The organism is Lentzea sp. NPDC042327 (assembly GCF_040647275.1).
Classification (GTDB): domain Bacteria; phylum Actinomycetota; class Actinomycetes; order Mycobacteriales; family Pseudonocardiaceae; genus Lentzea.
Window position 1 is genome coordinate 14,024 of the sequence record NZ_JBEZBX010000029.1, and the last position, 21,025, is coordinate 35,048.

Sequence of the window (21,025 nt, forward strand, 5' to 3'; positions counted from 1 at the left end):
TTTCTCCTTGTGTGGGGTACAGCAAAAAACACGAAGGCCGCGGACTCTGTGCGAGTCCGCGGCCTTCGTGAGCCTGGTGGTCCTACGACCCCTCTATGGGGTCGGCAGGAGCCTTCTCACTTGATGCGCGGACAGCGCATTCGTGTAGTTGGGAACGTCATCGACGGTCGGGCGCAGGACCGGCTGCTCCACGAGCAGTCCGGTGGCGCGCTCACGGCCCAGCAGTTCCGCCGACCTGTGGGCAGACTTCTGCCACATGGCCGGAGCGGTTGCGGGCGCACAGAAGTGCTCGGTCACGGGGAGGCCGAGTGCGCGCGAAATTTCGAACTTCTTCACGATCGGCACCTCCCTCGGAGAGCTCTCTGCGAGCTGAGTAGTAGTTCTTCTTCCCCAGACGGGTCCTCCGGACCCGGCATGAGCAGGTTATGACCCCGTACCTGGGGCGTGCAACCTATTTAACGAAACTTGTCCCGATCAGGTGGCCGAGTCGCCCACACCGGCCCTCACCAGGCCCAACACGTCGTTGCCGAACCTGTCGAGCTTCGAGGCGCCGATGCCCGAGATCGCGACGAGCCCGGCCGAATCCGTGGGTCGTTGCTCCGCGATCGCCATCAGGGTCGCGTCGGTGAAGACGACGTACGCGGGCACTTTCAGCTCGCGCGCCCGGCCGGCCCGCCACTGGCGCAGCGCTTCGAGGAGTTCTTCGTCCACATCGGACGGACAGGAGCGGCAGCGGCCGAGCTTGATGGCCTGCGCTTCGTTGAGCGTCGAGGAGCACAGCCGGCAGGTCGGCTTCTCCTTCTTCATCAACGGAGGCCGTTGGGATGCGGCACCGGCCGGTACGCGTGCCGCGGGGTGGCTCTCCGGCACGAGGTTGTAGAGGAAACGGGAACGGCGTCGGTACTTACGGCCGCCCGCTGCGCGTGACAACGCCCACGACATCCAAAGGTGTTCACGTGCGCGCGTGACGCCTACGTACAGAAGGCGGCGTTCTTCTTCGATCTTCGCCTCGTCGCCGTCGGCGTATTGGATCGGCATAGTGCCCTCGACGAGTCCGACGAGGAACACGGCGTCCCACTCCAGGCCCTTCGACGCGTGCAGCGACGCCAGCGTCACGCCTTCGACGGTCGGCGGGTGCTGTGCCTCGGCGCGCATGTCCAGTTCCGCGCAGAACCGCGGCAGGTCGGCGTCGGGCACGGCGGAGGCCAGTTCCTCGGCGAGCTCCACGAGGGCGAGCAGCGACTCCCAGCGTTCGCGCGCGGACCCGCCCGTGGGCGGCTCGTCGGTGAGGCCGACCTTCTCCAGCAGCGAGCGCGTCACGTCGGGCAGGCTGCCGCTCACCTCGCCGGCCGAGCGCAGCGTGATCATCGCCTGGCGCACCTCTGCGCGTTCGAAGAACCGCTCGCCGCCGCGCACCAGGTACGGGATGCCCTGCGCGGCGAGCGCCTGCTCGTAGACCTCGGACTGGGCGTTGACCCGGTAGAGGATCGCGATCTCGGACGCCGCCACGCCCTCGTCGAGCAGCGTCTTGACGCGCCGCGCGACCGCGTCCGCCTCGGCGGGTTCGTCGTCGAACTCGTGGAACCGCGGTGCCGGGCCCTCCGGTCGCTGCCCGATGAGGTTGAGGCGGGAGCCGGCCGGGCGTCCACGGGCCCACTTGATGACTTCGTTGGCCAGTCCCACGACCTGGGGCGTGGAGCGGTAGTCGCGCTCCAGCCGCACCACCACGGCCTCGGGGAAGCGGCGGGGGAAGTTGAGCAACGGCTGCGGCGAGGCGCCCGCGAACGAGTAGATGGTCTGGTTCGCGTCACCGACGACGGTCAGGTCGTCGCGGCTGCCGAGCCACGCGTCGAGCACGCGCTGTTGCAGCGGCGTCACGTCCTGGTACTCGTCGACGACGAAGCAGCGGTAGCGGTCGCGGAACTCCTGGGCGACCTCCGCGTTGTCCTCCAGCGCGGCCGCGGTGTGCAGCAGCAGGTCGTCGAAGTCGAGCAGCATCGCCTCGTTCTTGAGCTGCTCGTAGGTCAGGTAGAGCTTCACGACCTGCTCGGCGGGCGCCGGGATGTCGCGTGCGGCGCGGGAGGCCGCGAGCGGGTAGTCCTCCGGGGTCAGCAGCGACGCCTTCGCCCACTCGATCTCGCTGGTGAGGTCGCGCAGCGCGTCGGTCTCGGTCGGCAGGCCCAGGCGTGCGGCGGCGCGGGCGACGACGCGGATCTTCTGGTCGACGAGCTCCCAGCGCGGCCCGCCGATGACGCGCGGCCAGAAGTAGCGCAGCTGACGGGAGGCGGCGGCGTGGAACGTCACGGCCTGCGCGCCGTGCACGTCGAGCGAGCGCAGCCGGGTGCGCATCTCCCCCGCGGCGCGCTTGGTGAACGTGACGGCGAGGACCTGCGACGGGGCGACGTGGCCGCGTTGGCACAGGTAGGCGATCCGGTGGGTGATGGTGCGCGTTTTGCCGGTGCCGGCACCCGCGAGCACGCACACCGGGCCGCGTGGAGCCTCCACCGCTGCACGCTGTTCCGGATCAAGACCCTCCAGCAACGCGTCCATAGCCGGGCAGTCTCGCAGACGGCCGATGCAACTCCGAGACCAGCGCGCCGTATCCTGGTGAGCATGGCTGGTAAGCAGGACAAGGCGGCTGCCAAGGAAGCGGCGAAGGTTCGCCGCGCGGCATCACGTGAGCGGCGCAAGCAGATCTTCGAGGCGTTCAAGATGCAACGCCGCGAGGACAAGGCGCTCATCCCGCTGATGCTCGGTGCGCTGCTGGGCGTCACCGCGATCGCCGTGGTCCTGGGCCTGGTCTTCGACGCGGTCTGGATGTTCGTGCCGCTGGGCATCGCGATCGGCGCGCTGCTAGCCGTGATCATCTTCGGTCGCCGGGTGCAGAGCAACGTCTTCCGCAAGGCCGACGGCCAGCCCGGTGCCGGTGCGTGGGCGCTCGAGAACCTGCGCGGCCGCTGGCGGGTCACCCCCGCCGTCGTCGGCACCACCCAGCTCGACGCCGTGCACCGCGTGCTCGGCCGTCCGGGCGTGGTCCTGGTCGCCGAGGGCGCGCCGCACCGGGTGAAGCCGCTCCTCGCGCAGGAGAAGAAGCGCATCGCCCGCGTCGTCGGCGAGACCCCGATCTACGACTTCATCATCGGCTCCGCCGAGGGCCAGGTGCCGCTCAAGAAGCTGCAGTCGACGCTGATGAAGCTCCCGCGCAACATCACGACGGCCCAGGTCGAGACGCTCGACGCCCGTCTCGCGGCGCTCGCGAGCCGGGGTGCCGCGCTGCCCAAGGGCCCGATGCCGCAGGGCGCGAAGATGCGCAACGTCCAGCGCACGCTGCGCCGCCGCTGACCTCGGTCACCACGCCACGCACCACAGCACCAGCACCAACCAGCACCAGCACGCGAGAAGGCCCGGCACACCTCGTGCGCCGGGCCTTCTCGCTGTTCAGGGGGTCTCTTGCGGGCTATCTGACCTTGATGACGACGGTGCCGGCGGCCTTGTCGTGCAGGCAGCGGCCGTCCGAGTCCCAGACCAGCGCCGGGATCAGCGGGAAGATGAGGACCGTCCGCAGCAGCGCGCGCGGCAGGTGCACGAACGCCTTGCCGTCGATGCGCGCCACCCGCAGGCCGAACACGGCGTGACCAGGGGTGAAGCCGAAGAACGCCACGGCGACGACCGTGATGACGAACCAGGCGAGCAGGCTCCAGTTGCGCGGCAGCTCCGGGCGCGTGAACAGCGCCGCGACCCCCGCGGACAGGAAGAAGTCGAGCAGGATGGCGAACGTGCGCCGCCCGACCGAGGCGATGGAGCCCGGCCCCTTCTCCGGGAAGCCGTGCCGCTCGCCACGCCAACGCTGCTGCTTGCCGTCGTTCGAGTCCTCGCCCGGTTCGAGTACCGAGCGGGGTCCTGACAGCCACGAACCGGTCCACCTGCTCACCCCTCCAGAGTAAGGCCGTGCTCAACGGGTGAGGACCGGCAGGTCGTCTTGCCCACTCGGACGGCCCCGTTAACACTGGCGAAACATCCGAGTGACGGACGGGCAACACCGCCGACATACGGTCGCTCGTGATGGCCAGCCGTATTCCATAGCCAAGGAGTCGACGAGGGTGTTCAAGAATTCCGACGAGGTGCTGAAGTTCATCACCGACGAGGGTGTCAAGTTCGTCGACGTGCGGTTCAGCGACCTGCCCGGCGTGATGCAGCACTTCACGCTGCCGGCCAAGGCGTTCGACGCCGACGCGATCGAAGAGGGTCTTGCCTTCGACGGCTCCTCCGTGCGTGGCTTCCAGTCGATCCACGAGTCGGACATGCTGCTGCTGCCCGACCTGTACACGGCGCGTGTGGACCCGTTCCGCATCGAGAAGACGCTGATCGTCAACTTCTTCGTGCACGACCCGTTCACGCGTGAGGCGTACAGCCGTGACCCGCGCAACATCGCGCGCAAGGCCGAGCAGTACATCACCGACTCGGGCATCGCGGACACCGCGTACTTCGGTGCCGAGGCCGAGTTCTACATCTTCGACTCGATCCAGTTCGACACCACCGGGAACTCCTCGTTCCACAAGATCGACGCGGTCTCCGGCTGGTGGAACACCGGCCGTGAGGAAGAGGGCGGCAACCTCGGCTACAAGGTCAAGTACAAGGGCGGGTACTTCCCGGTCACCCCGAACGACCACTACGCCGACCTGCGCGACCAGATGGTCCTCAACATGGAGGCCCAGGGCTTCACGGTCGAGCGCGCCCACCACGAGGTCGGCACCGGCGGCCAGGCCGAGATCAACTACAAGTTCAACACGCTGCTGCACGCCGCGGACGACCTGATGCTGTTCAAGTACATCATCAAGAACACCGCCTGGCAGGCCGGCAAGACCGTCACCTTCATGCCGAAGCCGCTGTTCGGCGACAACGGCTCGGGCATGCACACGCACCAGTCGCTGTGGAAGGACGGCGCGCCGCTGTTCCACGACGAGAGCGGCTACGCGGGCCTGTCCGACACCGCCCGCCACTACATCGGCGGCATCCTGCACCACGCGCCGTCGCTGCTGGCGTTCACCAACCCCACGGTGAACTCCTACCACCGCCTGGTCCCCGGCTACGAGGCCCCGGTGTCGCTGGTCTACTCCCAGCGCAACCGCTCGGCGTGCGTGCGCATCCCGATCACGGGCAACAACCCGAAGGCCAAGCGCATCGAGTTCCGCTGCCCCGACTCCTCGGGCAACCCGTACCTCGCGTTCTCGGCGATGGTCATGGCGGGCCTCGACGGCGTGAAGAACAAGATCGAGCCGCCGGCCCCGATCGACAAGGACCTCTACGAGCTGCCGCCCGAGGAGGCCCGCGACGTCAAGCAGGTCCCGGCCACCCTCGACGCGGTGCTGGACAACCTGGAGGCCGACCACGAGTTCCTGCTCGAGGGCGGCGTGTTCACCCCGGACGTGATCGACACCTGGATCTCGTACAAGCGCTCCGAGGAGATCGACCCGCTGCGCCTGCGCCCGAACCCCTACGAGTTCGCGCTGTACTACGACGTGTGATCGGCGCGGGGCCTTGATCGGCAGTTCCGCCGGTTGAAGCCCCAGCCGGGGCCGCCTCCAGGACGTCCGCCGTGGAGAGGCCGCCTGAACGACCACAGGCCGAGGGCCGGGTGACTGACTTAGTCATCCGGCCCTCGGTCTGTCAGCCCAGGTACGCCCGAAGCGCATCTACAAACTCAGCACGTACCTCTGGAGCAAGTTCCTCTGCCCAAACCGCCGCTGCGTCATCCCAGACGCGAGTGGCACGGAACCTGGCTCCCAACGCCTCAGCAGTTCTGCGTGGCCAAGCGTGAGCGTTCTCAAGGCGCTTTGCATCGTCAATAGCGTCGAGCAAATCGCCTTCTCGCACAGCCAGCCGCTGCGCAACTTTTCCCCATTGCGCCTCGGTCAGCCCATTGAAGACAACACGCTCTGGCGCATCACCACCAGGCAGAACAAGGCAGCCAGCACTAGCATCTTGATCGCCGTCCAGGACGCCTACAGATTTCCCCGGAAGCCCGCCCTTGTCGGACACTTCACCCAGCGTCTGAACCGTGCTTGCAGGCCCAACAGCGATCACATCGATTCTTCTACCCAAAGACCCATCAGCGTCTTCGAGTGCAACAAGCAGCTCAATCAAGCTCTTTGATTGGGAGTCTTCACAGTAGACGACCAACTCGGGATGCGAGACGTCGTCCATCATGCTCAATGCAAACTCAGGCGTGACGCCGTACAACACGTGACGACGCCTATCCCGATCGACATTTACGTATACGCGAGCCTCCAGCGGAAGCTGTTCGAAAACGTAGGGCGAGTGCGTCGAAAAGATTATCTGAAGCTTGCGCTCAAGCGCAAGCTCAAGCAGCTCCGTGGTCAACCTTCTCTGGGCGCGAGGATGAAGAGAGGACTCGACCTCGTCAATAATGATCAGAGAATTACGTGGAACTTCTTGCAGGATCGCCACCAGGTCTGCCGTGGCATCCTCACCAGCACCCTGGTGGAAGTTGGAGTACGTAGTGCCCCCAACCTCAAGAACCCCCACCTTCTTGGAGTCCTTCGTCACCATCATTCCATGCTCATACGACACACCGAGCACCCTGGCTAGGACTTTGAGGTACTTCCCTTCAAGAGCAACCTCTTCGCCCGCAAAGACCGACTCTTTGGCAATCTTCCCGTAACCGATGAGCGTGTCGATCGGTTGAGTGCGACTGACATCGAGAAAAAACACCGGCCTAACAGGACGAACTGGCATGCCACGCCAGCGCTTCGTCAACTTGCGCAGAGAGTTCGCCTGATCGACATCACCCTGGGTGTATTTGTACTGGAGATAGACGTTCTCAACAGTCTCCCAAGGGGTATTCGGAAAGAAGTCATCCGGATAGAACGTCGTTGGGTCCCTCTTTGACCCGGTGTCCCTGGCCCTATATGCCGCTGCGGCCGCCTTCAGCACCGTACTTTTACCCGACCCGTTGGTACCCGCGATCGCAACGACCGGAAATCGGAACTCCACCTTCTCAGAGTTCCAGCCGCGCAGCCCAGTGATTGTTACAGCGTCCAAGAAGAGCGGCCATCCTTTTGATGACTTCCGCAAGGTATTCCATGAATCCGATACCTTGCGAACAGTCGCCGAAGGCTCACTCAGGTTCCTCGACATGACACCTCGATCAGCAGAGCTGGAGTACGGTCTTGCTTCCCCATCGCCCGGTGGTACGCAGGTTGTTACGCCAACTCACATCCTCAACGTCGGCCAACTGTGCAACACCTTCTCGATCGCACTACGTGCGCGCTGATGACTCGACGGCATCAGGTGGGTATACACGCGGAGCGTGAAGGCCGGATCCGCATGACCCAGGTACTCCGCGAGAGCCCGGATGCTCACTCCGTCATCAAGGAGCATGGATGCAAAGAAGTGCCTTAGCGCGTGGAACCCCTCCGCGCGCCCAGGCGCAAGCACGCCAGCCTCCACGAGCGCCGGCTTCCACACGTGGTGGTTGAACGAGTGTCGGTAGATCTGTTTTGACTCCCGCGTGTAGATCAACAGCGGCACCGTCACGAGCTTGCCGTCAGGTGTCCCCCACGGCAGCGTGATCGGAAGCGGCTCGAACTTTTGGACGTGCGCGTCGATCGACTCCCCCAGGCTGCTGGCCAGAGGTACTTCACCAGGTACTTCGTCAGGTAGCCGATGTGGCGTCCCGCTTCCTCGGTACCGCCGAGGATCCCCTTGGAGTAGACCTGTGCGCCGAACTCAGCCACGTGTGCCGGGACGTCGAGGTCAGCAACGGCCTCAGCCCACGGCGTGAGCTGTACGCGCGTGTCCGGGTCCACGAACCCCATCAACTGCAAGTCCCACACGGGCATCTGGTCGCCGCTGTACTTGATCTCGTCGTGGTTGGGCCACCACACCTGGAGGTAGGTAGCCGCCGTAACTTCGCGGATGACCCGATGCGGAATCGAGCCCCGCACCGCGAAGTGTGCGTGAGGCGTGATCCGCTTCTGAGGCTCGACCGTGCCGAAGTACTGGGCGTCGAACCCAACGACCCGCCGCAGGTTCTGCCACCACCGGTCGACCAGAGACGCGAAGTGCACCGCGTCCCGAGCAGCACGACGGTAGTCGTACGTCGACGGATCGACCGGGGAGCCGTTCTCACGCACCTTGCCGTAGGTGTCGAGCGTGAGCGTGACGAAGGTGGACGGCCGGTACTTGCCCGCGAACTCTCTGCCCACCGTTCGCTTGTTTACCTTGCGCCGAGGAAGGTTGGGCGCGTCCTGACGTCGGCGAGTGGACCGAATCGGAGCTGTTTTCGCAGGTAGATCGACCGATGGAAGGTTGCTGCGGACACCCTCCCCGCGCAGGTCCGCGTCCGCTTCCCGGATGGCTTCACGCAGGTCATCGACCTGGTCCAACGCACCTTCCGCCGCTGCCTTCCGGTACTCCGCCGTCAGGTCGGACCGGTAGGTGACCAACTCGACCTGGTCAGCCGAAGGCGCTTCCCGTTCGGCCACCGGCTCCTGTTCGAGGTGCCAGCCTTCACGGCACTGCGCCATGCGGGCCTTGCGGTTGCGTTCCGCACAAACCTGGCACTTGCTCGCTTGCGTGGAGTTGCACCGCACCGCGACGATGCGCACCTCTCCGGTGCGAGGCAGGGGCATTCGTCTTGGACAGCTCAGGCGTTGACCACACAATGGCTTCCACACATACGATCGCCGCAGCACCGGGCATCGCCAACGAGCTCTTGTCTCTCGTCCAGTCCGTGCTCTAGCCGCGCAGCACCAGCGACGTCATCGATCAGGATGTACTGCTGAATTCAGCTCTATGGGATCAAGGCGCCGCCGTCGGCGGCGCGCGGCGGGCCAGTCGCCTACCGGCGAGACCCACATCCATCCGGGCACGTCGGGCTCCCGCTTCGCTCCGCCCGCCGGCCACGGCGGCACGGTTCCCTGGTGGCGTTGCAGCACGCCGCCGACAGCGAAATCAACATCATGAGCTGCCAACGAGCATCGGTCGGGACGATCGCGCCGTGGTCGAGCTGATCGAGCCGGGCAGGGCGATCGACTGCCGCAACAGCTTCGCTGTCTTGCCACCGGAGGTGTCCTGACTGTTCCGGCCACGCTCCGCCGCAACCGGCTCAGTACAGTCCCGTACAACAAACGCCGGGGCATCATCGGCTCCATCGCGACCCGAAGGTGACCGACCGTCATTCAGTAGCGCCGGATAACAATCAGAAAGCACCCTTGAAATGACCGAAAGAGTTTTCTCGCGCGAACGAAAATGGGGAACTTGGGTCGGAACTACAGATGACCTCATGAAGCTTGGCGAAGCTGCGAAGAACCTCTTTGCAGAGCGCAAAGAGGTTCTTGTTTCATCGGCAAGAAAGAACGCAAACAAAGAATCGCCATACGAACTCCGAGACGTAGAAAGATTCGTCGATCGACTTCATTTCGAAGTAAAGCTCGAAAATGGAGATGACTCTGTAACAGGAGACCTAGAGAGCGTTCTTGCCGAGTTCGACCGTAGAACAGCAACGAAGCTGACATTCGAGGGGAACTACGGTTTTAGCCTCCACGACAAGGAGGCGCTGCGCATAGAACTGAACTGGACCGAACGATACGCCGCAGCAGCCGTGGTTACCGTGACAGCAAGCGATCACGGCTGGGCCAACAAAGCGACAGCGATCCTGAGCGAACTACTCGATCGGCGCAATCAGAACTGGAGTTGGATCCACAAGCTTGGATGGCAACTTCTAGCTTTTCTGGCTATATCCGCGACCGCAGGAAAGACCACAAGCCTTGTCACTGAACCATTCCTCCCAAAGGGCTGGAATCCATGGATTTACGCGATCCTACCCAATGTCGCTTCAATGACCGTTATCGTCTGCACCTTCTTTATCAGGAAAAATTTTCTTTCACTTTTTCCGAAGGTTGAAGTAATCGACCTAGGGCAGACCGCATCCAAAACTCGTCGATGGATCTTCGTCGGTACGCTACTCATGACAATTTTTCTAGGAATACTAGTAAACAGAATTTCCTGAGTTGGGTACACGTCGTGTTGCCACACCGGCATACCCAGTCGCGCATGCGCAAGCCACCCCCACATGACCGATGCCATCTCCAACCATGATCAGGCCGTCGCCAGGCCGTCAGACGTAGATCAGCGTCGATCAACGACGGCAAACATCGAGAACAAACCAGCAGGTCAAACTAGGTGCAGTAGGGCGAATCGCAGCTAGCCGACCACGATCGATAAACCTGCGACGTGTGATCGGCGCTGTGAGCCAGTGGTTCACGACGAGGGCCGGGTGACTGGGAACAGTCATCCGGCCCTCGTCCCGTTCACGCCCCGAGCAACGTCGCACTGGACCCGTTCACCCCGTCACGGACGTCGGTCACCACGACGTCGGCCTCCCCGCCGGTCGGCAGCCGGATGCGGGCCTCGCCGGCGCTGAGCGCCTCGGCGGACGTGGCGGCGCCGGACAGGGCCCAGACGCCCCCGGTCACCGCCTCGATCACGTCCACCCGGTCCAGCTCGGTCGTGCTGCCGTCCGGGTAGACGAGCCGGGCCGGTCCTGAGTAGCTGAACATGGTCTCTCCCGTTCGTCCGCGGCTGCGTTCTGCGGCTGCATGAGAACGAACGGGCCGTGACGGGTCACGGGTTCAGCTCGGCCTTGAAGACTGTCCGGAGAGGACGGCGAGCTGGGTGCGCACCTCCATCAGGGCCTCGCCGAGCAGGTTCAGCCCCCGCCACGACGACGGGTCCGCCGCGCGCGGGTCGTCCGCGGCCAGGCCGATGCCCCACACGCGGTCCAGCGGGCTGGCCTCGACCAGCACGCGGGTGCCGGTGCCCAGCAGGTACGCGGACAGGGCGGGGTCCTGGGAGAACTTCGCCAGGTTGCCGGTGACGACGATCTCCATCCGGGTCGCGACCCACTCGTCGTCGGAGAAACCGGTGACGACACGGCCCAGGGCCTTGGCCTCGGCGGGGGAAGCGGCCTGGAGGACTCGGGTGGCGACACCGGAGTCCCCGAACAGCAACGCTTTGCGCCACATCATGTAGTGCTCGGCGGACGCAAAGCGTTGCCCGTCAACGACGAACGAGCACGGCCACCACTGGGAGAGGCAGCCGCGGCCGATCGTGCCGTCGCGTTCGGGCTGGTGGCCCCAGAAGAACAGGTACTTCACGCGGCCACGGTAGCCCGGTCAACGGTCCGGGTCGCCGGGGTTTTCGGCAATCACTTCGGGAGCGGGATACCGGCGACGGAGACGGCGGCGCCGGTCGGGGCGAACTGGCCGGAGATCGACGAGAACGTCAGCGTGAGCGAGTTCACGCCGGCGCCGAGCTTCTCGTCGAGGACGACGGTGCCCGAGGTGGAGCTGCCCTGGGTGACGGGGCCTTCCCACTTGCTGCTCGCGGCGGTGTAGGTGCGCTTCAGGTCGTCGAGCACGGCGATGCCGTCGACGGGGAGGGTCATGCGGGCCTGGGAGGCGTTCGTCGCTGTCACGAAGAGTTTGATGCGGCCGTTCGCGGCCTCTACTCGGGTGACCTCGATCGTGAGCATGCCGCGCTGCTGTTTGAACGAGCCGGTGGTGACCTTGACGTCGGCGGACGGCTCGGTGGTGTCCAGTGCGGCGTCCGGGGTGGAGAGGTCGTCCGCGATGGTCGTCGTGGTCGTGACGTTGGGGTGCGCCGCGGAGTTCTCGCCGCTCAGCATGAACTGGATCACTCCGAGCAGTGCGAGCACGACGGCAGCGACCGACCCGATGGCGATCACCGTCTTACCTCGGCGCGTGACCCTGCGATGCTGCATGACTTCCTCTGTTCAAACCCCCGCGACAAGGCACAGCTCCCCCACTGAGCGCAGCCAGTCTCATCTCGATCGGGTGAAACGTCAATGCGCTAGGGTCCGCGCGTGTCTGAAGATGTCGCCGAGTTCACGGCCCCGCAGCTGCTCACCACGCAAATCGTCGACTCCGCCGCCGAGGCGATCGAAGCGGTCCAGGCCGCTGACGTGCTCGATCTCGGTGTCCGGGTCTACAACCGCCTCGTGCCCGACGCCGAAGACGGCGAGTCGCTGGAGGAGGAGTGGGTGGTCGAGGTCTACAGCAACGCTCCCGCAGTCGACCCCGACGAGGACGAGGACTGAGCAGCACGAAGGGGGCACGCCGCCCCGGCGTGCCCCCACACCTCGTTCTCCTGCCCGCACCGCCGGGCTAGACCGTCAGCACGACCTTGCCGCGCACGTGGCCGCCGTCCAGCAACCGGTGTGCCGCAACCGCTTCCGCCAGCGGGAACGTCCGCTGCACCTCGACCTCCAGCGCGCCGGCGGCGACCAGGTCGACCAGCCACTGCGTCTGTTCCGCGTTCGGCCGCGCCCACGTGTTCGTCACACCGTGTTCCAGTGCCCGCGGCCCATCCACAATGGACGTCATCCGCGCCCGGTCGCGCACCAGCCGCAACGACTGGTCGAACGCCACCCCGCCGACGTTGTCGAGCACCGCGTCGACCTTGCCGTCACCGCCTACGAGCTCGGCCACCGCGTCGACCAGCGCGTCTCCGTACGCGACCGGTTCAGCGCCCAGTGACCGCACGAAGTCGTGGTTGCGCGGTGACGCCGTGCCGAGCACCCGCGCGGCACCCAGCTCACGGGCGAGCTGCACCTGCAGGTGGCCGACACCGCCCGCGGCCGCGTGCACCAGCACGACATCTCCCTCGCCGACGCCGACGGCCTTGAGCGACTGCAACGCCGTCAGCCCGGCCAGCGGCAACGCGGCCGCCGTCACGAAGTCCACAGTGGATGGCTTGCGCGCGACCACGCGGTCCGGCAGCGAGATCAGCTCGGCGTAGGCACCGAACTGCACGTGGTCCTTGCGGGCGTAGGCGAGGACCTCGTCGCCGGGCTGCCAGTCCCGCACCCCGATCCCGACGGCGCGCACCACACCGGCCACGTCCCAGCCGGGGATCAACGGCGTGTGGTGCGGCATCAGCCCCCGCAGGTACCCGGCGCGGATCTTGGAGTCCACCTGGTTCACCCCCGCCGCTTTGACCTCCACCAGCACCTGGTCGGGGCCGAGCAGCGGATCGGGCAGGTCCTGCCACGTCATGACCTCGGGGTCACCGAACTCGGTGAGCGCAATCGCCTTCACAGTCCCTCACCGTAGAAGACACGCTCCGCCACCGCACGGGCACGGCGGGTGGTGCGGCGGTACTCCTCCAGGAACTCGCCGGGGTCACCGCCGGGCGGGTACCCCATGACGGAGGCGACGGCGACCAGGTCGCGGCCCGAGGTCGGCAGCTGGTCGGAGGCCTTGCCGCGCACCAGCGTCACGGCGTTGCGGGCGCGCGTCGCGAGGTTCCACGCCGTGGTCAGCTCGGTCGCGTCGTCCTGGGTCAGCAGTCCCGCCTCCACCGCGGCCGCCATCGCCGCCATCGTGGACGGTGTGCGCAGGCCGGGCACGGCACCGGAGTGCTGCAGCTGCAACAGCTGCACGGTCCACTCGACGTCGGCGAGCCCGCCGCGGCCGAGCTTGGTGTGGGTGCTGGGGTCGGCGCCGCGCGGCAGCCGTTCGGCGTCGACCCGCGCCTTGATGCGCCGGACCTCCCGCACCGATGCCGCGTCGAGCCCGTCGGCCGGGTACCGCAGCGGTTCGATCAACGCCTCGAACTCCGCTCCCAGCGCGGTGTCGCCCGCGATGAACCGGGCCCGCAGCAGCGCCTGCTTCTCCCAGATCTCCGCCCACTTGCCGTAGTAGGCGCGGTAGGAGTCGAACGTCCGCACGAGCGGCCCCTGCCGCCCCTCCGGCCGCAGGTCGGCGTCCACCTGCAGCGGCGGGTCCTGCGAGGAGGCGCCGAGCAGCCGCCGGATGTTCTCGACGACGCCGCTGGCCCACTTCGCGGCCTCGGCGTCGGTCACGCCCTCGAACGGCCGGCACACGAACAGCACGTCCGCGTCCGAGCCGTACCCGAGCTCCCGGCCGCCGAGCCGGCCCATGCCGATCACGGCCAGCGCCGCGAGCGGTTCACCGGCGGACCGCACGGCCGCGTCGAGCGCGCTCTGCAGCACCGCCACCCACACCTCGGACAGCGACACGCACACCGTCTCCAGCGGCATCAGGCCCAGCAGGTCGGCCGCGGCGATGCGCAGCAGCTCGTGGCGCCGCAACGACCGCGCGGCCGCCACCGCCCGCGCCAGCTCGGGGTGCCGCGACACGGCGCTGCGCAGCGGGTTGCCGACGGTCAGCGGGTCGCGTCCGACCAGCGCCTCGGTGTCGGCGAGCAGTCGCAGCACCTCCGGTGCGCGCACCAGCAGGTCCGGCACCAGCCGGGACGTGCCGAGCAGCACCGCGAGCCGTTCGACGACGGCACCCTCGTCCCGCAGCAGCCGCAGGTACCAGGGTGTCTCCGCGAGCGCCTCGGACACCTTGCGGTAGGCGAGCAGCCCGCCGTCCGGGTCGGGTGTGCCGGCGAACAGGTCGAGCAGCACGGGCAGCAGAGCGCCCTGGATGCGCGCCCGCCGGGACATGCCGTGGGTCAGCGCCTGGATGTGCCGCAACGCGCCGTCGGGTGAGGTGTAGCCGAGCGCGGCGAGCCGGGCCACCGCCTCCTTCGTGGTGAGCCGCAGCGCCTCGGTCGGCACGCCCGCCACGGCCTGCAGCAGCGGACGGTAGAACAGCTTCTCGTGCAGCCGCCGGACCTGGTTCGCGTGCCTGCGGAACTCCGCGAGCAGCACCTGGCCCTCCGAGCGCTGCCCGTCGGCGGCCAGCCCGATGGACCGGGCGAGCCAGCGCAACGCCGCCGTGTCGTCGTCGGCGGGGAAGAGGTGGGTGCGCAGCAGCCGTTGCAGCTGCAGCCGGTGCTCCAGGGTGCGCAGGAAACGGTATGAGCGGCCGAAGTCCGCGGCGTCGTTGCGCCCGACGTACCCGCCCTTGCCGAGCGCGGCCAGCGCGGCGGTCGTCGCCTGGATCCGCAGCTCCTCGTCCGAGCGCCCGTGCACGAGCTGCAGCAGCTGCACGGCGAACTCGACGTCGCGCAGCCCGCCGCGGCCGAGCTTCAGCTCCCGTTCGGCGAGCCCGGTCGGGACGTGGTCCTCGACGCGGCGGCGCATGGCCTGCACGTCCTCGACGAAGTTCTCCCGCTCGGCCGCCGTCCACACGTACGGGCGCACGACGTCCAGGTAGGACTGGCCGAGCTCGGCGTCACCCGCGACCGGGCGCGCCTTCAGCAGCGCCTGGAACTCCCAGGTCCGCGCCCACTTCCTGTAGTAGGAGGCGTGCCCGTCGAGGGTGCGGACCAGCGCGCCCGCCTTGCCCTCCGGGCGCAGCGCCGCGTCGACCTCGAAGCACGAGTGGCCCGCGATCTGCATCATCGTGCTGGCCAGCCGGGTCGCCACGCCGAGGTCGCCCTCGGCGACGAACACCACGTCGACGTCGCTGACGTAGTTCAGCTCGTTCGCACCGCACTTGCCCATCGCGATCACCGCGAGCCGGCACTTCTCGACGCCGCTCACCTTCTCCCCGGCCAGCTCCAGGGACCGCCGCAGCGCCGACACCGCGAGGTCGGACAGCTGCTCGGCAACGGTGTCGTACGGCACGTACGGCAGGTCCGGTTCGACCACGTGCGCCACGTCGTTGGCCGCGATGAGCAGCAGCTTCGCCCGGTACTCGGTGCGCAGGACGCCCTCGGCGGGCAACGTCACGTCCACCGGCCCGGTGAGCGAGCGCCACCGGTCCGGGTTCACGACGAGGAAGTCCGACAGGGCCGTCGAGGAGCCGAGCACCGCGAGCAGCCGGCCGCGCACGACGACGTCGGTGTGCAGCGCCTCCGACAGCGGGGCCCAGTCGGCGACCTCCCGCAGCCGTTCCAGGCCGCGCAGCGCGAGGTCGGGGTCGGGGCAGCGGGAGAGCGCGGCGAGCACCGGTTCGGCACCGTCCGCGGGACGGCGGTCGGCGTACAGGCCGAGGCCGCGCAGCACTTCCTCGCTGCGCGGCTCGGTGAGCCCGAATCTGGCTGGTGAGGCGGCGCGACCTGGTTCGCTCATCACGAACCAACCTAGTCGTCGCGCGGCTGGAACTAGAACACGATCAGGGAGAGCCCGTAGAGCACCACGGCGACACAACCGGCGAAGCTCGCGTACGCACCGGCCTTGCGGTTGCCCGACAACGCCCGGATGCCCACGACGAACAACGTCACCACGAGCACGGTGACCAGCAGCGTGGCACCGAAGACCTGCAGCAGCGCGACCCAGTTGACGGTCATGCCGCCACCTTGTGCAGCTCGGCCTGCGCGGCGACCTCGTCGACGATGTGCTCGGGCTTGACCGGCTCACGCCGCGACAGCACCCAGATGCCGATCGACACCGCGCCACCGATCACGGCGACGCCGATGACACCCGCGGTGCCGCTGGAGGCCCACTTGCCAGCGATGGCGCCGACGATGCCCGCGGCGGGCAGCGTGAGCAGCCAGCCACCGGCCATCTTGCCCATGGTGCCCCACTTGACGCCGCGGCGGTCGCGGCCGAGACCGGAGCCCATGATGCCGCCGGACGCGACGTGCGTGGTGGACAGCGCGAACCCGAGGTGCGACGACGCGAGGATCGCGGTCGCGGTCGACGTCTGCGCCGCGAAGCCCTGCGCGGGCTCGATGGTGGTCAGGCCGCGGCCCAGGGTGTGGGTGATGCGCCAGCCGCCGAGGTAAGTGCCGAGTGCGATCGCGACACCGGCGCTGATGATGACCCAGGTGGGAGGGGCCGAGCCGGGGGCGAGCGAGCCGGACGTGATCAGCGCCAGCGTGATGATGCCCATCGTCTTCTGGGCGTCGTTCGTGCCGTGCGCGAGGGACACCAGTGACGCCGAGGCGACCTGCCCGACCTTGAAGCCGGTGTGCGAGACGCGCGGGTCCGCCGCCTTCTTGAGCCGGTAGACGACGATCGTGGCGATGGCCGCGACGAGACCCGCGACCAGCGGCGCGACGATCGCGGGGACCAGCACCTTGTCGACGACCTTGGCGAAGTGGATGGCGTCCACGCCGGAGGAGACCCAGGCCGCGCCGATCAGTCCGCCGAACAACGCGTGCGACGAGCTCGACGGCAGGCCGACGTACCAGGTGACGAGGTTCCACATGATCGCGCCGACCAGCCCGCCGAAGATGATGGCGGGCGTGATCTTGGCGTCGTCGACGATGCCACCGGAGATGGTCTTGGCGACCTCAACGGACAGAAAAGCGCCGACGAGGTTGAGCACCGCCGACAACGCGACCGCCGTGCGGGGCTTCAGCGCACCCGTGGCGATGGAGGTGGCCATGGCGTTGGCCGTGTCGTGGAACCCGTTGGTGAAGTCGAAGATGAGAGCAGTGACAACGACGATGATCACTACAAGAGCGGGATCCACAATGATCCTCCGGCTGGATCGAACAAGCTGTCCAGGAGGTTACGGTACCGCCAACGGAGGAAGTCTTAAAACCTACGAAAGTAACGTCACACCAACGGAAGTTGTGTCCTCAAACCGCCCACGGGCGACAGTTCTCCCCGCACCAACATGGCGAATCTGCGCACGAACGGGTGCCAGACCTCCTCGAAGTCGCGGTGCGCCTCGGCGAGAAACTCGGGGTCGAAGTGGTGTGATCGTGCACACGCCGCGGATTCAGGGTCTTTGGCCGCCCAGTTCAAGACGATTTCCGGAGTCGTCTCGATGTGGAACTGCAGGCCATAGGCACTCGTTCCGACCCGAAAGGCTTGGTTCGGGTATTTCGGGGACGCCGCGAGCAGTTCCGCGCCGGGCGGCAGCAGGTGCACCTCGTCGTTGTGGAACTGCAGCACGTCCGGGGTGAACGGCAGGTCCGCGAACAGCGGGTCGTTCGCCGCCACGTCCCGCTTGGCCACCAGCAGGACCCCGACCTCCGGCCCTTTCGGGCCCTTGCGCACCTGCCCGCCGGTGGCCGCCGCGAGCAGCTGCGCCCCCAGGCAGATGGCGAGGGTCGGCAGCCGCTTCGCGACGGCGCTCGACAGCAGTTTCCGCACGTCAGCGAGCCACGGGTGGTCGAGGTCGTCCAGTGCGCCCATCTCACCGCCGAGGCAGATCACGCCCTGGTAGCCGTCGAGGTTCGCCGGTGCCGGCGTCTCCGGCAGCATGACCAGGTCGAGCTCGACGCCGTCGGCCAGGAGCCAGTCGCCCAGCTTGGCCAGCGGGTCGGACTTCGAGGGCTGCAGCACGAGCAAACGCGGAGACGTCACACCGGTGAGCCTATGTCGGCTGGGCTCAGCAATGACACGCGACCTTCGAAACACCTGCCGCGACCTGACCGTCTCCCTCGACCGGGTATCCCGCCTGCTCCCACGCGGTGATGCCGCCGGAGAGCCGCTTGACCCGGTAGCCGCGCCGGGCGAGGGCGAGCGCGCCCTTGGTGGCGGCGTTGCACTGGAAGCTCTCGCAGTAGCAGACGTAGACCAGGCCGGGGTCGAGGTCGAGCTGCTCGGGCAGGTCCCGGTGGGGCAGGTTGATGGCGCCGGGGATGCGCTTGCGCGCGAACGCCTCCGGGGCGCGGGTCTCGACGAGCACGAACCCGTGTGCGGTGCCGTCCACCAGGTCGCGGTGCACGTCGTCGGGGTCGGCCTCGAACGCGAGCTCGGCGGCGAAGAACGCGGCGGCGGCCTGCGGGTCGGCGGCGGGGAAGCGCAGTGCGTTGGTCATGGTGGTGATCCTGCTGGTCAGCGCTACCGGTGGACATGCGGAAGTCCAGGCGTTGCGGGCGTTGTGCCTATGATTTCCAGGTGGAACTCGACGCCCTGGACTGGAAGATCCTCGCGTTGTTGCAGCAGGACGGGCGGATGTCGTTCACCGCGCTGGCCCGTGAGGTGTCGCTGTCCGCGCCCGCGGTGACCGAACGGGTGCGCCGGCTGGAGGCGCTCGGGGTGATCACCGGGTACACGGCGGTCGTGTCGCCGGCGCGGCTGGGACTGCCGATCGAGTCGATCGTGCGGGTGCGGGTGCGGTCGCTCGACACGCCGCGGTTCCGCTCGCACGTGCTGGCGCTGCCGCAGGTCCGCGACGCCAACCACGTGACCGGTGACGACTGCTGGCTGCTGCGCGTGGTGTGCCGCTCGATGATCGAGCTGGAGGGGCTCGTCGAGGTCATGCAGCGCTACGGCGACACGACCACGTCGCTGGTGTTCTCTTCCCACGTGCGCAACCGGCCCGTGGAGTCGGCGCTGTTCGACTAGTCCCAGCTGTGCTCGGACCAGTCGGAGATGTGCCGGAAGCCGATGCCCCGGTAAACGGAGTTCGCCGTCGGGTCCTGCACGTCCGCGGTCAGCACCACGTGGTCGGCGCCCTCTTGCCGTGCCCACCGGCTGATCGCGGCGGTGGCGGCGGCCGCGTAGCCGTGCCTGCGGTGCTCGCGCGGGGTGAAGACCGGTCCGACGCGTGACACGCCACCGACCGGGGTGGTGCTCGCCGCCCAGGACACCGGGACACCGTCGACGAGCCACAGCACGTGGCCCGCGGACATCCACCGGCTGTCCAGCGCCCGTTGCGCGGCCACCTCGCGGGGCAGCCCGTCGAGCTCCTCGACGAAGTCGGTCCACCAGCCGGTGACGAGGTCGTCGTCCGCGGCGGTGGCGAGACGGGGCGCACCGGGGACGTCCGGTTCGACGAGCTCGCCCAGCCGGTAGAGCCGCAGGACGTAGACCTCACGACCGCCGGGACGCCACAGCGCGCGGAACGCGTCGACCCGGTCCCGGGGGCCGGTGACCTGGCTGACCTCCGGGTCGTGCTCGCGCACCGCGGCCACCACCGCGGGGGCGGCGGCCGGCGGCATCGCGGCGACGTGCAGCGGGCGACCGGCCATCCTGGTCACCGCGCCGACCACCGTTCCGTTCTCGTGCAGGGAGAGGAGCGTGGCGGCACGGCGGTGGCCGCGGAGGGCGGCGTCAACGGCGGTGAGGTGCACGCTGTGGTTCACGGGGTCGGCTTCGAGGAAGGCGCCGGCCGTGGCCACGAAACCGGTGATGTCCTGGTGGCTCAACGCTTCCACGTGTGCTCCGTCCAGTCCTCGACCGGCGCGTAGCCGATCCGCTGGTAGATCGAGTTCGACGTCGGGTTGGCGAGGTCGGCGAAGAGGACGACCGCGGTCGCACCCCGATCGGTCGCCCACTGCGTGATCATGGCGGTCACGGCAGCGCCGTAGCCGTGGCGGCGGTGTCCGGGTGGCGTGTAGACGGGTGCGACGCGGGTCATGCCGGCGATCGGGGCGCTCGCCGCCGCCCACGCGACGGGTGTGCCGCCGGCCTCCCAGACGGCGTGACCGTTGCCGAGCCGCAGTGAGCTCCGCATGATCTCCTCGGCCGGCTGCACGGGCGCGTTCGGTGACGCCTCCCTGGCGAAGGCTTCCCGCCAGGCCGCGAGGAGCGGCACGTCGTCCTCGGTCGCCATCCGCCCGGAACCCGCGACCGCGGGCGGAGCCAGGGTGCCCAAGCGGTAGAGCCGGGTGGACATGGTGACGCGGAACGGTCGTCCCCACGCTGTGGCGAACGCCTCGGACTTCTCGCTGGGCCCGGTGACGCCGGGGAGGTCCGGGTCGACCTCCCGCAGCCGGTCGACCGCGAGCTCCAGCGCTTCGAGCGGCAGGTCCGCGGTCTGCACCACCCACGGCGGGGTGCGGATGACGGAGCCGACGAGCTCGCCGCGGTCGTGGAAGGTGATCAGGGTCGGCGGCCGGTTCGGGTCGGGGTGCCGGCGGGCCCAGTGGAGTGAGGTGAGAGCGACGGTGTTCCGCACCGGATCGGCTGCGAGCCGATCGTGCGCGATGGCGTCGAACGACGCCTGGTCTGGGTGCACGACCGCGTCCATGGCTCCATGAGACCAGGGGCCGCAACCGAAAAAGATGCGGACATGGCAGAAGACCCCTGCGGGGAGCACTCGAGGTGCTCGACCCGCAGGGGTCTTCTGTACGTAAGTTCGGCGGCGACCTACTCTCCCACACCGTAACCAGTGCAGTACCATCGGCGCAGAAGGGCTTAACTACCGGGTTCGGAATG

Annotated in this window: 21 protein-coding genes, 1 rRNA gene and 1 pseudogene; 5 read left to right on the forward strand and 18 right to left on the reverse strand. The window is 67.7% G+C overall.

The window, feature by feature from the left end:
- Positions 1 to 93: 93 nt before the first annotated feature.
- Entirely contained in the window at positions 94 to 336 is a 243-nt protein-coding gene (locus tag AB0A63_RS39170) for a hypothetical protein (RefSeq protein WP_360401399.1), read from the reverse strand.
- A gap of 138 nt (positions 337 to 474) precedes the next feature.
- Entirely contained in the window at positions 475 to 2,550 is a 2,076-nt protein-coding gene (locus AB0A63_RS39175; RefSeq protein WP_360401402.1) for an ATP-dependent DNA helicase UvrD2, read from the reverse strand.
- A gap of 63 nt (positions 2,551 to 2,613) precedes the next feature.
- On the opposite strand from AB0A63_RS39175, the gene AB0A63_RS39180 reads away from it, so the two are divergent.
- A complete protein-coding gene (locus AB0A63_RS39180) occupies positions 2,614 to 3,342 on the forward strand; it encodes a DUF4191 domain-containing protein (RefSeq protein WP_360401405.1) in 729 nt (242 codons plus the stop codon).
- 115 nt (positions 3,343 to 3,457) lie between these two features.
- On the opposite strand, the gene AB0A63_RS39185 is transcribed toward AB0A63_RS39180, so the two are convergent.
- Entirely contained in the window at positions 3,458 to 3,931 is a 474-nt protein-coding gene (locus AB0A63_RS39185; RefSeq protein ID WP_360401408.1) for an RDD family protein, read from the reverse strand.
- 169 nt (positions 3,932 to 4,100) lie between these two features.
- On the opposite strand from AB0A63_RS39185, the gene glnA reads away from it, so the two are divergent.
- The gene (gene glnA, locus AB0A63_RS39190; protein WP_360401411.1) at positions 4,101 to 5,525 is read left to right on the forward strand and encodes a type I glutamate--ammonia ligase; all 1,425 of its coding nucleotides are present in this window, start codon (positions 4,101 to 4,103) and stop codon (positions 5,523 to 5,525) included.
- 142 nt (positions 5,526 to 5,667) lie between these two features.
- Here the strand turns inward: glnA and AB0A63_RS39195 are convergent, their stop codons facing one another.
- The 3 genes and pseudogenes from AB0A63_RS39195 to AB0A63_RS39205 all read right to left on the reverse strand — a co-directional run.
- Entirely contained in the window at positions 5,668 to 7,158 is a 1,491-nt protein-coding gene (locus tag AB0A63_RS39195; protein ID WP_360401414.1) for an AAA family ATPase, read from the reverse strand.
- A gap of 75 nt (positions 7,159 to 7,233) precedes the next feature.
- Positions 7,234 to 7,551 carry a tyrosine-type recombinase/integrase gene (locus AB0A63_RS39200; protein WP_360401417.1) on the reverse strand — a complete coding sequence of 106 codons (318 nt, stop codon included), beginning with the start codon at positions 7,549 to 7,551 and terminating at the stop codon, positions 7,234 to 7,236.
- Positions 7,552 to 7,658: 107 nt separating this feature from the next.
- Positions 7,659 to 8,639 (reverse strand): annotated as a pseudogene (locus tag AB0A63_RS39205) (replication initiator); the annotation flags it as partial.
- Positions 8,640 to 9,307: 668 nt separating this feature from the next.
- On the opposite strand from AB0A63_RS39205, the gene AB0A63_RS39210 reads away from it, so the two are divergent.
- Complete coding sequence (locus AB0A63_RS39210; RefSeq protein ID WP_360401420.1) at positions 9,308 to 10,033, forward strand: hypothetical protein; 726 nt, start codon at positions 9,308 to 9,310, stop codon at positions 10,031 to 10,033.
- Positions 10,034 to 10,334: 301 nt separating this feature from the next.
- Here AB0A63_RS39210 and AB0A63_RS39215 read toward each other — a convergent pair whose 3' ends face one another.
- The 3 genes from AB0A63_RS39215 to AB0A63_RS39225 all read right to left on the reverse strand — a co-directional run bounded on the left by AB0A63_RS39215 (position 10,335) and on the right by AB0A63_RS39225 (position 11,770).
- Complete coding sequence (locus AB0A63_RS39215; RefSeq protein ID WP_360401423.1) at positions 10,335 to 10,583, reverse strand: hypothetical protein; 249 nt, start codon at positions 10,581 to 10,583, stop codon at positions 10,335 to 10,337.
- A gap of 72 nt (positions 10,584 to 10,655) precedes the next feature.
- On the reverse strand, positions 10,656 to 11,180 hold the full coding sequence (locus tag AB0A63_RS39220; protein WP_360401426.1) for an NADAR family protein: 525 nt from the start codon (positions 11,178 to 11,180) through the stop codon (positions 10,656 to 10,658).
- Between the two features lie 50 nt (positions 11,181 to 11,230).
- Positions 11,231 to 11,770 (reverse strand): hypothetical protein, encoded by a 540-nt coding sequence (locus AB0A63_RS39225; RefSeq protein ID WP_360401429.1) that lies wholly within the window; start codon positions 11,768 to 11,770, stop codon positions 11,231 to 11,233.
- Positions 11,771 to 11,908: 138 nt separating this feature from the next.
- Here AB0A63_RS39225 and AB0A63_RS39230 point away from each other — a divergent pair, with 138 nt between their 5' ends.
- Positions 11,909 to 12,142 carry a hypothetical protein gene (locus tag AB0A63_RS39230; protein WP_360401432.1) on the forward strand — a complete coding sequence of 78 codons (234 nt, stop codon included), beginning with the start codon at positions 11,909 to 11,911 and terminating at the stop codon, positions 12,140 to 12,142.
- A gap of 67 nt (positions 12,143 to 12,209) precedes the next feature.
- Here AB0A63_RS39230 and AB0A63_RS39235 read toward each other — a convergent pair whose 3' ends face one another.
- From AB0A63_RS39235 to AB0A63_RS39260, 6 genes are all read right to left on the reverse strand, one after another.
- Complete coding sequence (locus tag AB0A63_RS39235; protein ID WP_360401435.1) at positions 12,210 to 13,142, reverse strand: NADP-dependent oxidoreductase; 933 nt, start codon at positions 13,140 to 13,142, stop codon at positions 12,210 to 12,212.
- Entirely contained in the window at positions 13,139 to 16,033 is a 2,895-nt protein-coding gene (locus tag AB0A63_RS39240; RefSeq protein ID WP_360401438.1) for a bifunctional [glutamine synthetase] adenylyltransferase/[glutamine synthetase]-adenylyl-L-tyrosine phosphorylase, read from the reverse strand. The genes AB0A63_RS39235 and AB0A63_RS39240 overlap by 4 nt, the downstream gene beginning before the upstream one ends.
- Before the next feature lie 32 nt (positions 16,034 to 16,065).
- Positions 16,066 to 16,251 (reverse strand): hypothetical protein, encoded by a 186-nt coding sequence (locus AB0A63_RS39245; RefSeq protein ID WP_360401441.1) that lies wholly within the window; start codon positions 16,249 to 16,251, stop codon positions 16,066 to 16,068.
- Positions 16,248 to 17,381 (reverse strand): inorganic phosphate transporter, encoded by a 1,134-nt coding sequence (locus tag AB0A63_RS39250; protein ID WP_360401444.1) that lies wholly within the window; start codon positions 17,379 to 17,381, stop codon positions 16,248 to 16,250. Before AB0A63_RS39250 ends, AB0A63_RS39245 begins: the two co-directional genes overlap by 4 nt.
- Before the next feature lie 86 nt (positions 17,382 to 17,467).
- Positions 17,468 to 18,223: a type 1 glutamine amidotransferase gene (locus tag AB0A63_RS39255; protein ID WP_360401447.1), complete on the reverse strand. Its 756-nt coding sequence runs from the start codon at positions 18,221 to 18,223 to the stop codon at positions 17,468 to 17,470.
- A gap of 25 nt (positions 18,224 to 18,248) precedes the next feature.
- Positions 18,249 to 18,680 (reverse strand): rhodanese-like domain-containing protein, encoded by a 432-nt coding sequence (locus AB0A63_RS39260; protein ID WP_360401450.1) that lies wholly within the window; start codon positions 18,678 to 18,680, stop codon positions 18,249 to 18,251.
- Positions 18,681 to 18,760: 80 nt separating this feature from the next.
- On the opposite strand from AB0A63_RS39260, the gene AB0A63_RS39265 reads away from it, so the two are divergent.
- The gene (locus tag AB0A63_RS39265) at positions 18,761 to 19,210 is read left to right on the forward strand and encodes an Lrp/AsnC family transcriptional regulator (RefSeq protein WP_360401453.1); all 450 of its coding nucleotides are present in this window, start codon (positions 18,761 to 18,763) and stop codon (positions 19,208 to 19,210) included.
- Here AB0A63_RS39265 and AB0A63_RS39270 read toward each other — a convergent pair.
- The 3 genes from AB0A63_RS39270 to rrf form a co-directional block, all read right to left on the reverse strand.
- Positions 19,207 to 20,022 (reverse strand): GNAT family N-acetyltransferase, encoded by an 816-nt coding sequence (locus tag AB0A63_RS39270; protein WP_360401456.1) that lies wholly within the window; start codon positions 20,020 to 20,022, stop codon positions 19,207 to 19,209. The two genes, AB0A63_RS39265 and AB0A63_RS39270, sit on opposite strands and share 4 nt — an antisense overlap.
- Positions 20,010 to 20,837, reverse strand: a complete 828-nt coding sequence (locus tag AB0A63_RS39275; RefSeq protein ID WP_360401459.1) for a GNAT family N-acetyltransferase — start codon at positions 20,835 to 20,837, stop codon at positions 20,010 to 20,012. Before AB0A63_RS39275 ends, AB0A63_RS39270 begins: the two co-directional genes overlap by 13 nt.
- Positions 20,838 to 20,943: 106 nt before the next feature.
- A 5S ribosomal RNA gene (gene rrf / locus AB0A63_RS39280) occupies positions 20,944 to 21,025 on the reverse strand; the annotation flags it as partial.

Excerpts from the sequence above, each read along its gene's own strand:
- AB0A63_RS39195 (WP_360401414.1), bottom strand. The coding sequence starts at position 7,158 with ATGTCGAGGAACCTGAGTGAGCCTTCGGCGACTGTTCGCAAGGTATCG.
- AB0A63_RS39260 (WP_360401450.1), bottom strand. The coding sequence starts at position 18,680 with ATGACCAACGCACTGCGCTTCCCCGCCGCCGACCCGCAGGCCGCCGCC.
- AB0A63_RS39175 (WP_360401402.1), bottom strand. The coding sequence starts at position 2,550 with ATGGACGCGTTGCTGGAGGGTCTTGATCCGGAACAGCGTGCAGCGGTG.
- AB0A63_RS39245 (WP_360401441.1), bottom strand. The coding sequence starts at position 16,251 with ATGACCGTCAACTGGGTCGCGCTGCTGCAGGTCTTCGGTGCCACGCTG.
- AB0A63_RS39180 (WP_360401405.1), top strand. The coding sequence starts at position 2,614 with ATGGCTGGTAAGCAGGACAAGGCGGCTGCCAAGGAAGCGGCGAAGGTT.
- AB0A63_RS39215 (WP_360401423.1), bottom strand. The coding sequence starts at position 10,583 with ATGTTCAGCTACTCAGGACCGGCCCGGCTCGTCTACCCGGACGGCAGC.
- AB0A63_RS39210 (WP_360401420.1), top strand. The coding sequence starts at position 9,308 with ATGAAGCTTGGCGAAGCTGCGAAGAACCTCTTTGCAGAGCGCAAAGAG.
- AB0A63_RS39275 (WP_360401459.1), bottom strand. The coding sequence starts at position 20,837 with ATGGACGCGGTCGTGCACCCAGACCAGGCGTCGTTCGACGCCATCGCG.
- AB0A63_RS39240 (WP_360401438.1), bottom strand. The coding sequence starts at position 16,033 with ATGAGCGAACCAGGTCGCGCCGCCTCACCAGCCAGATTCGGGCTCACC.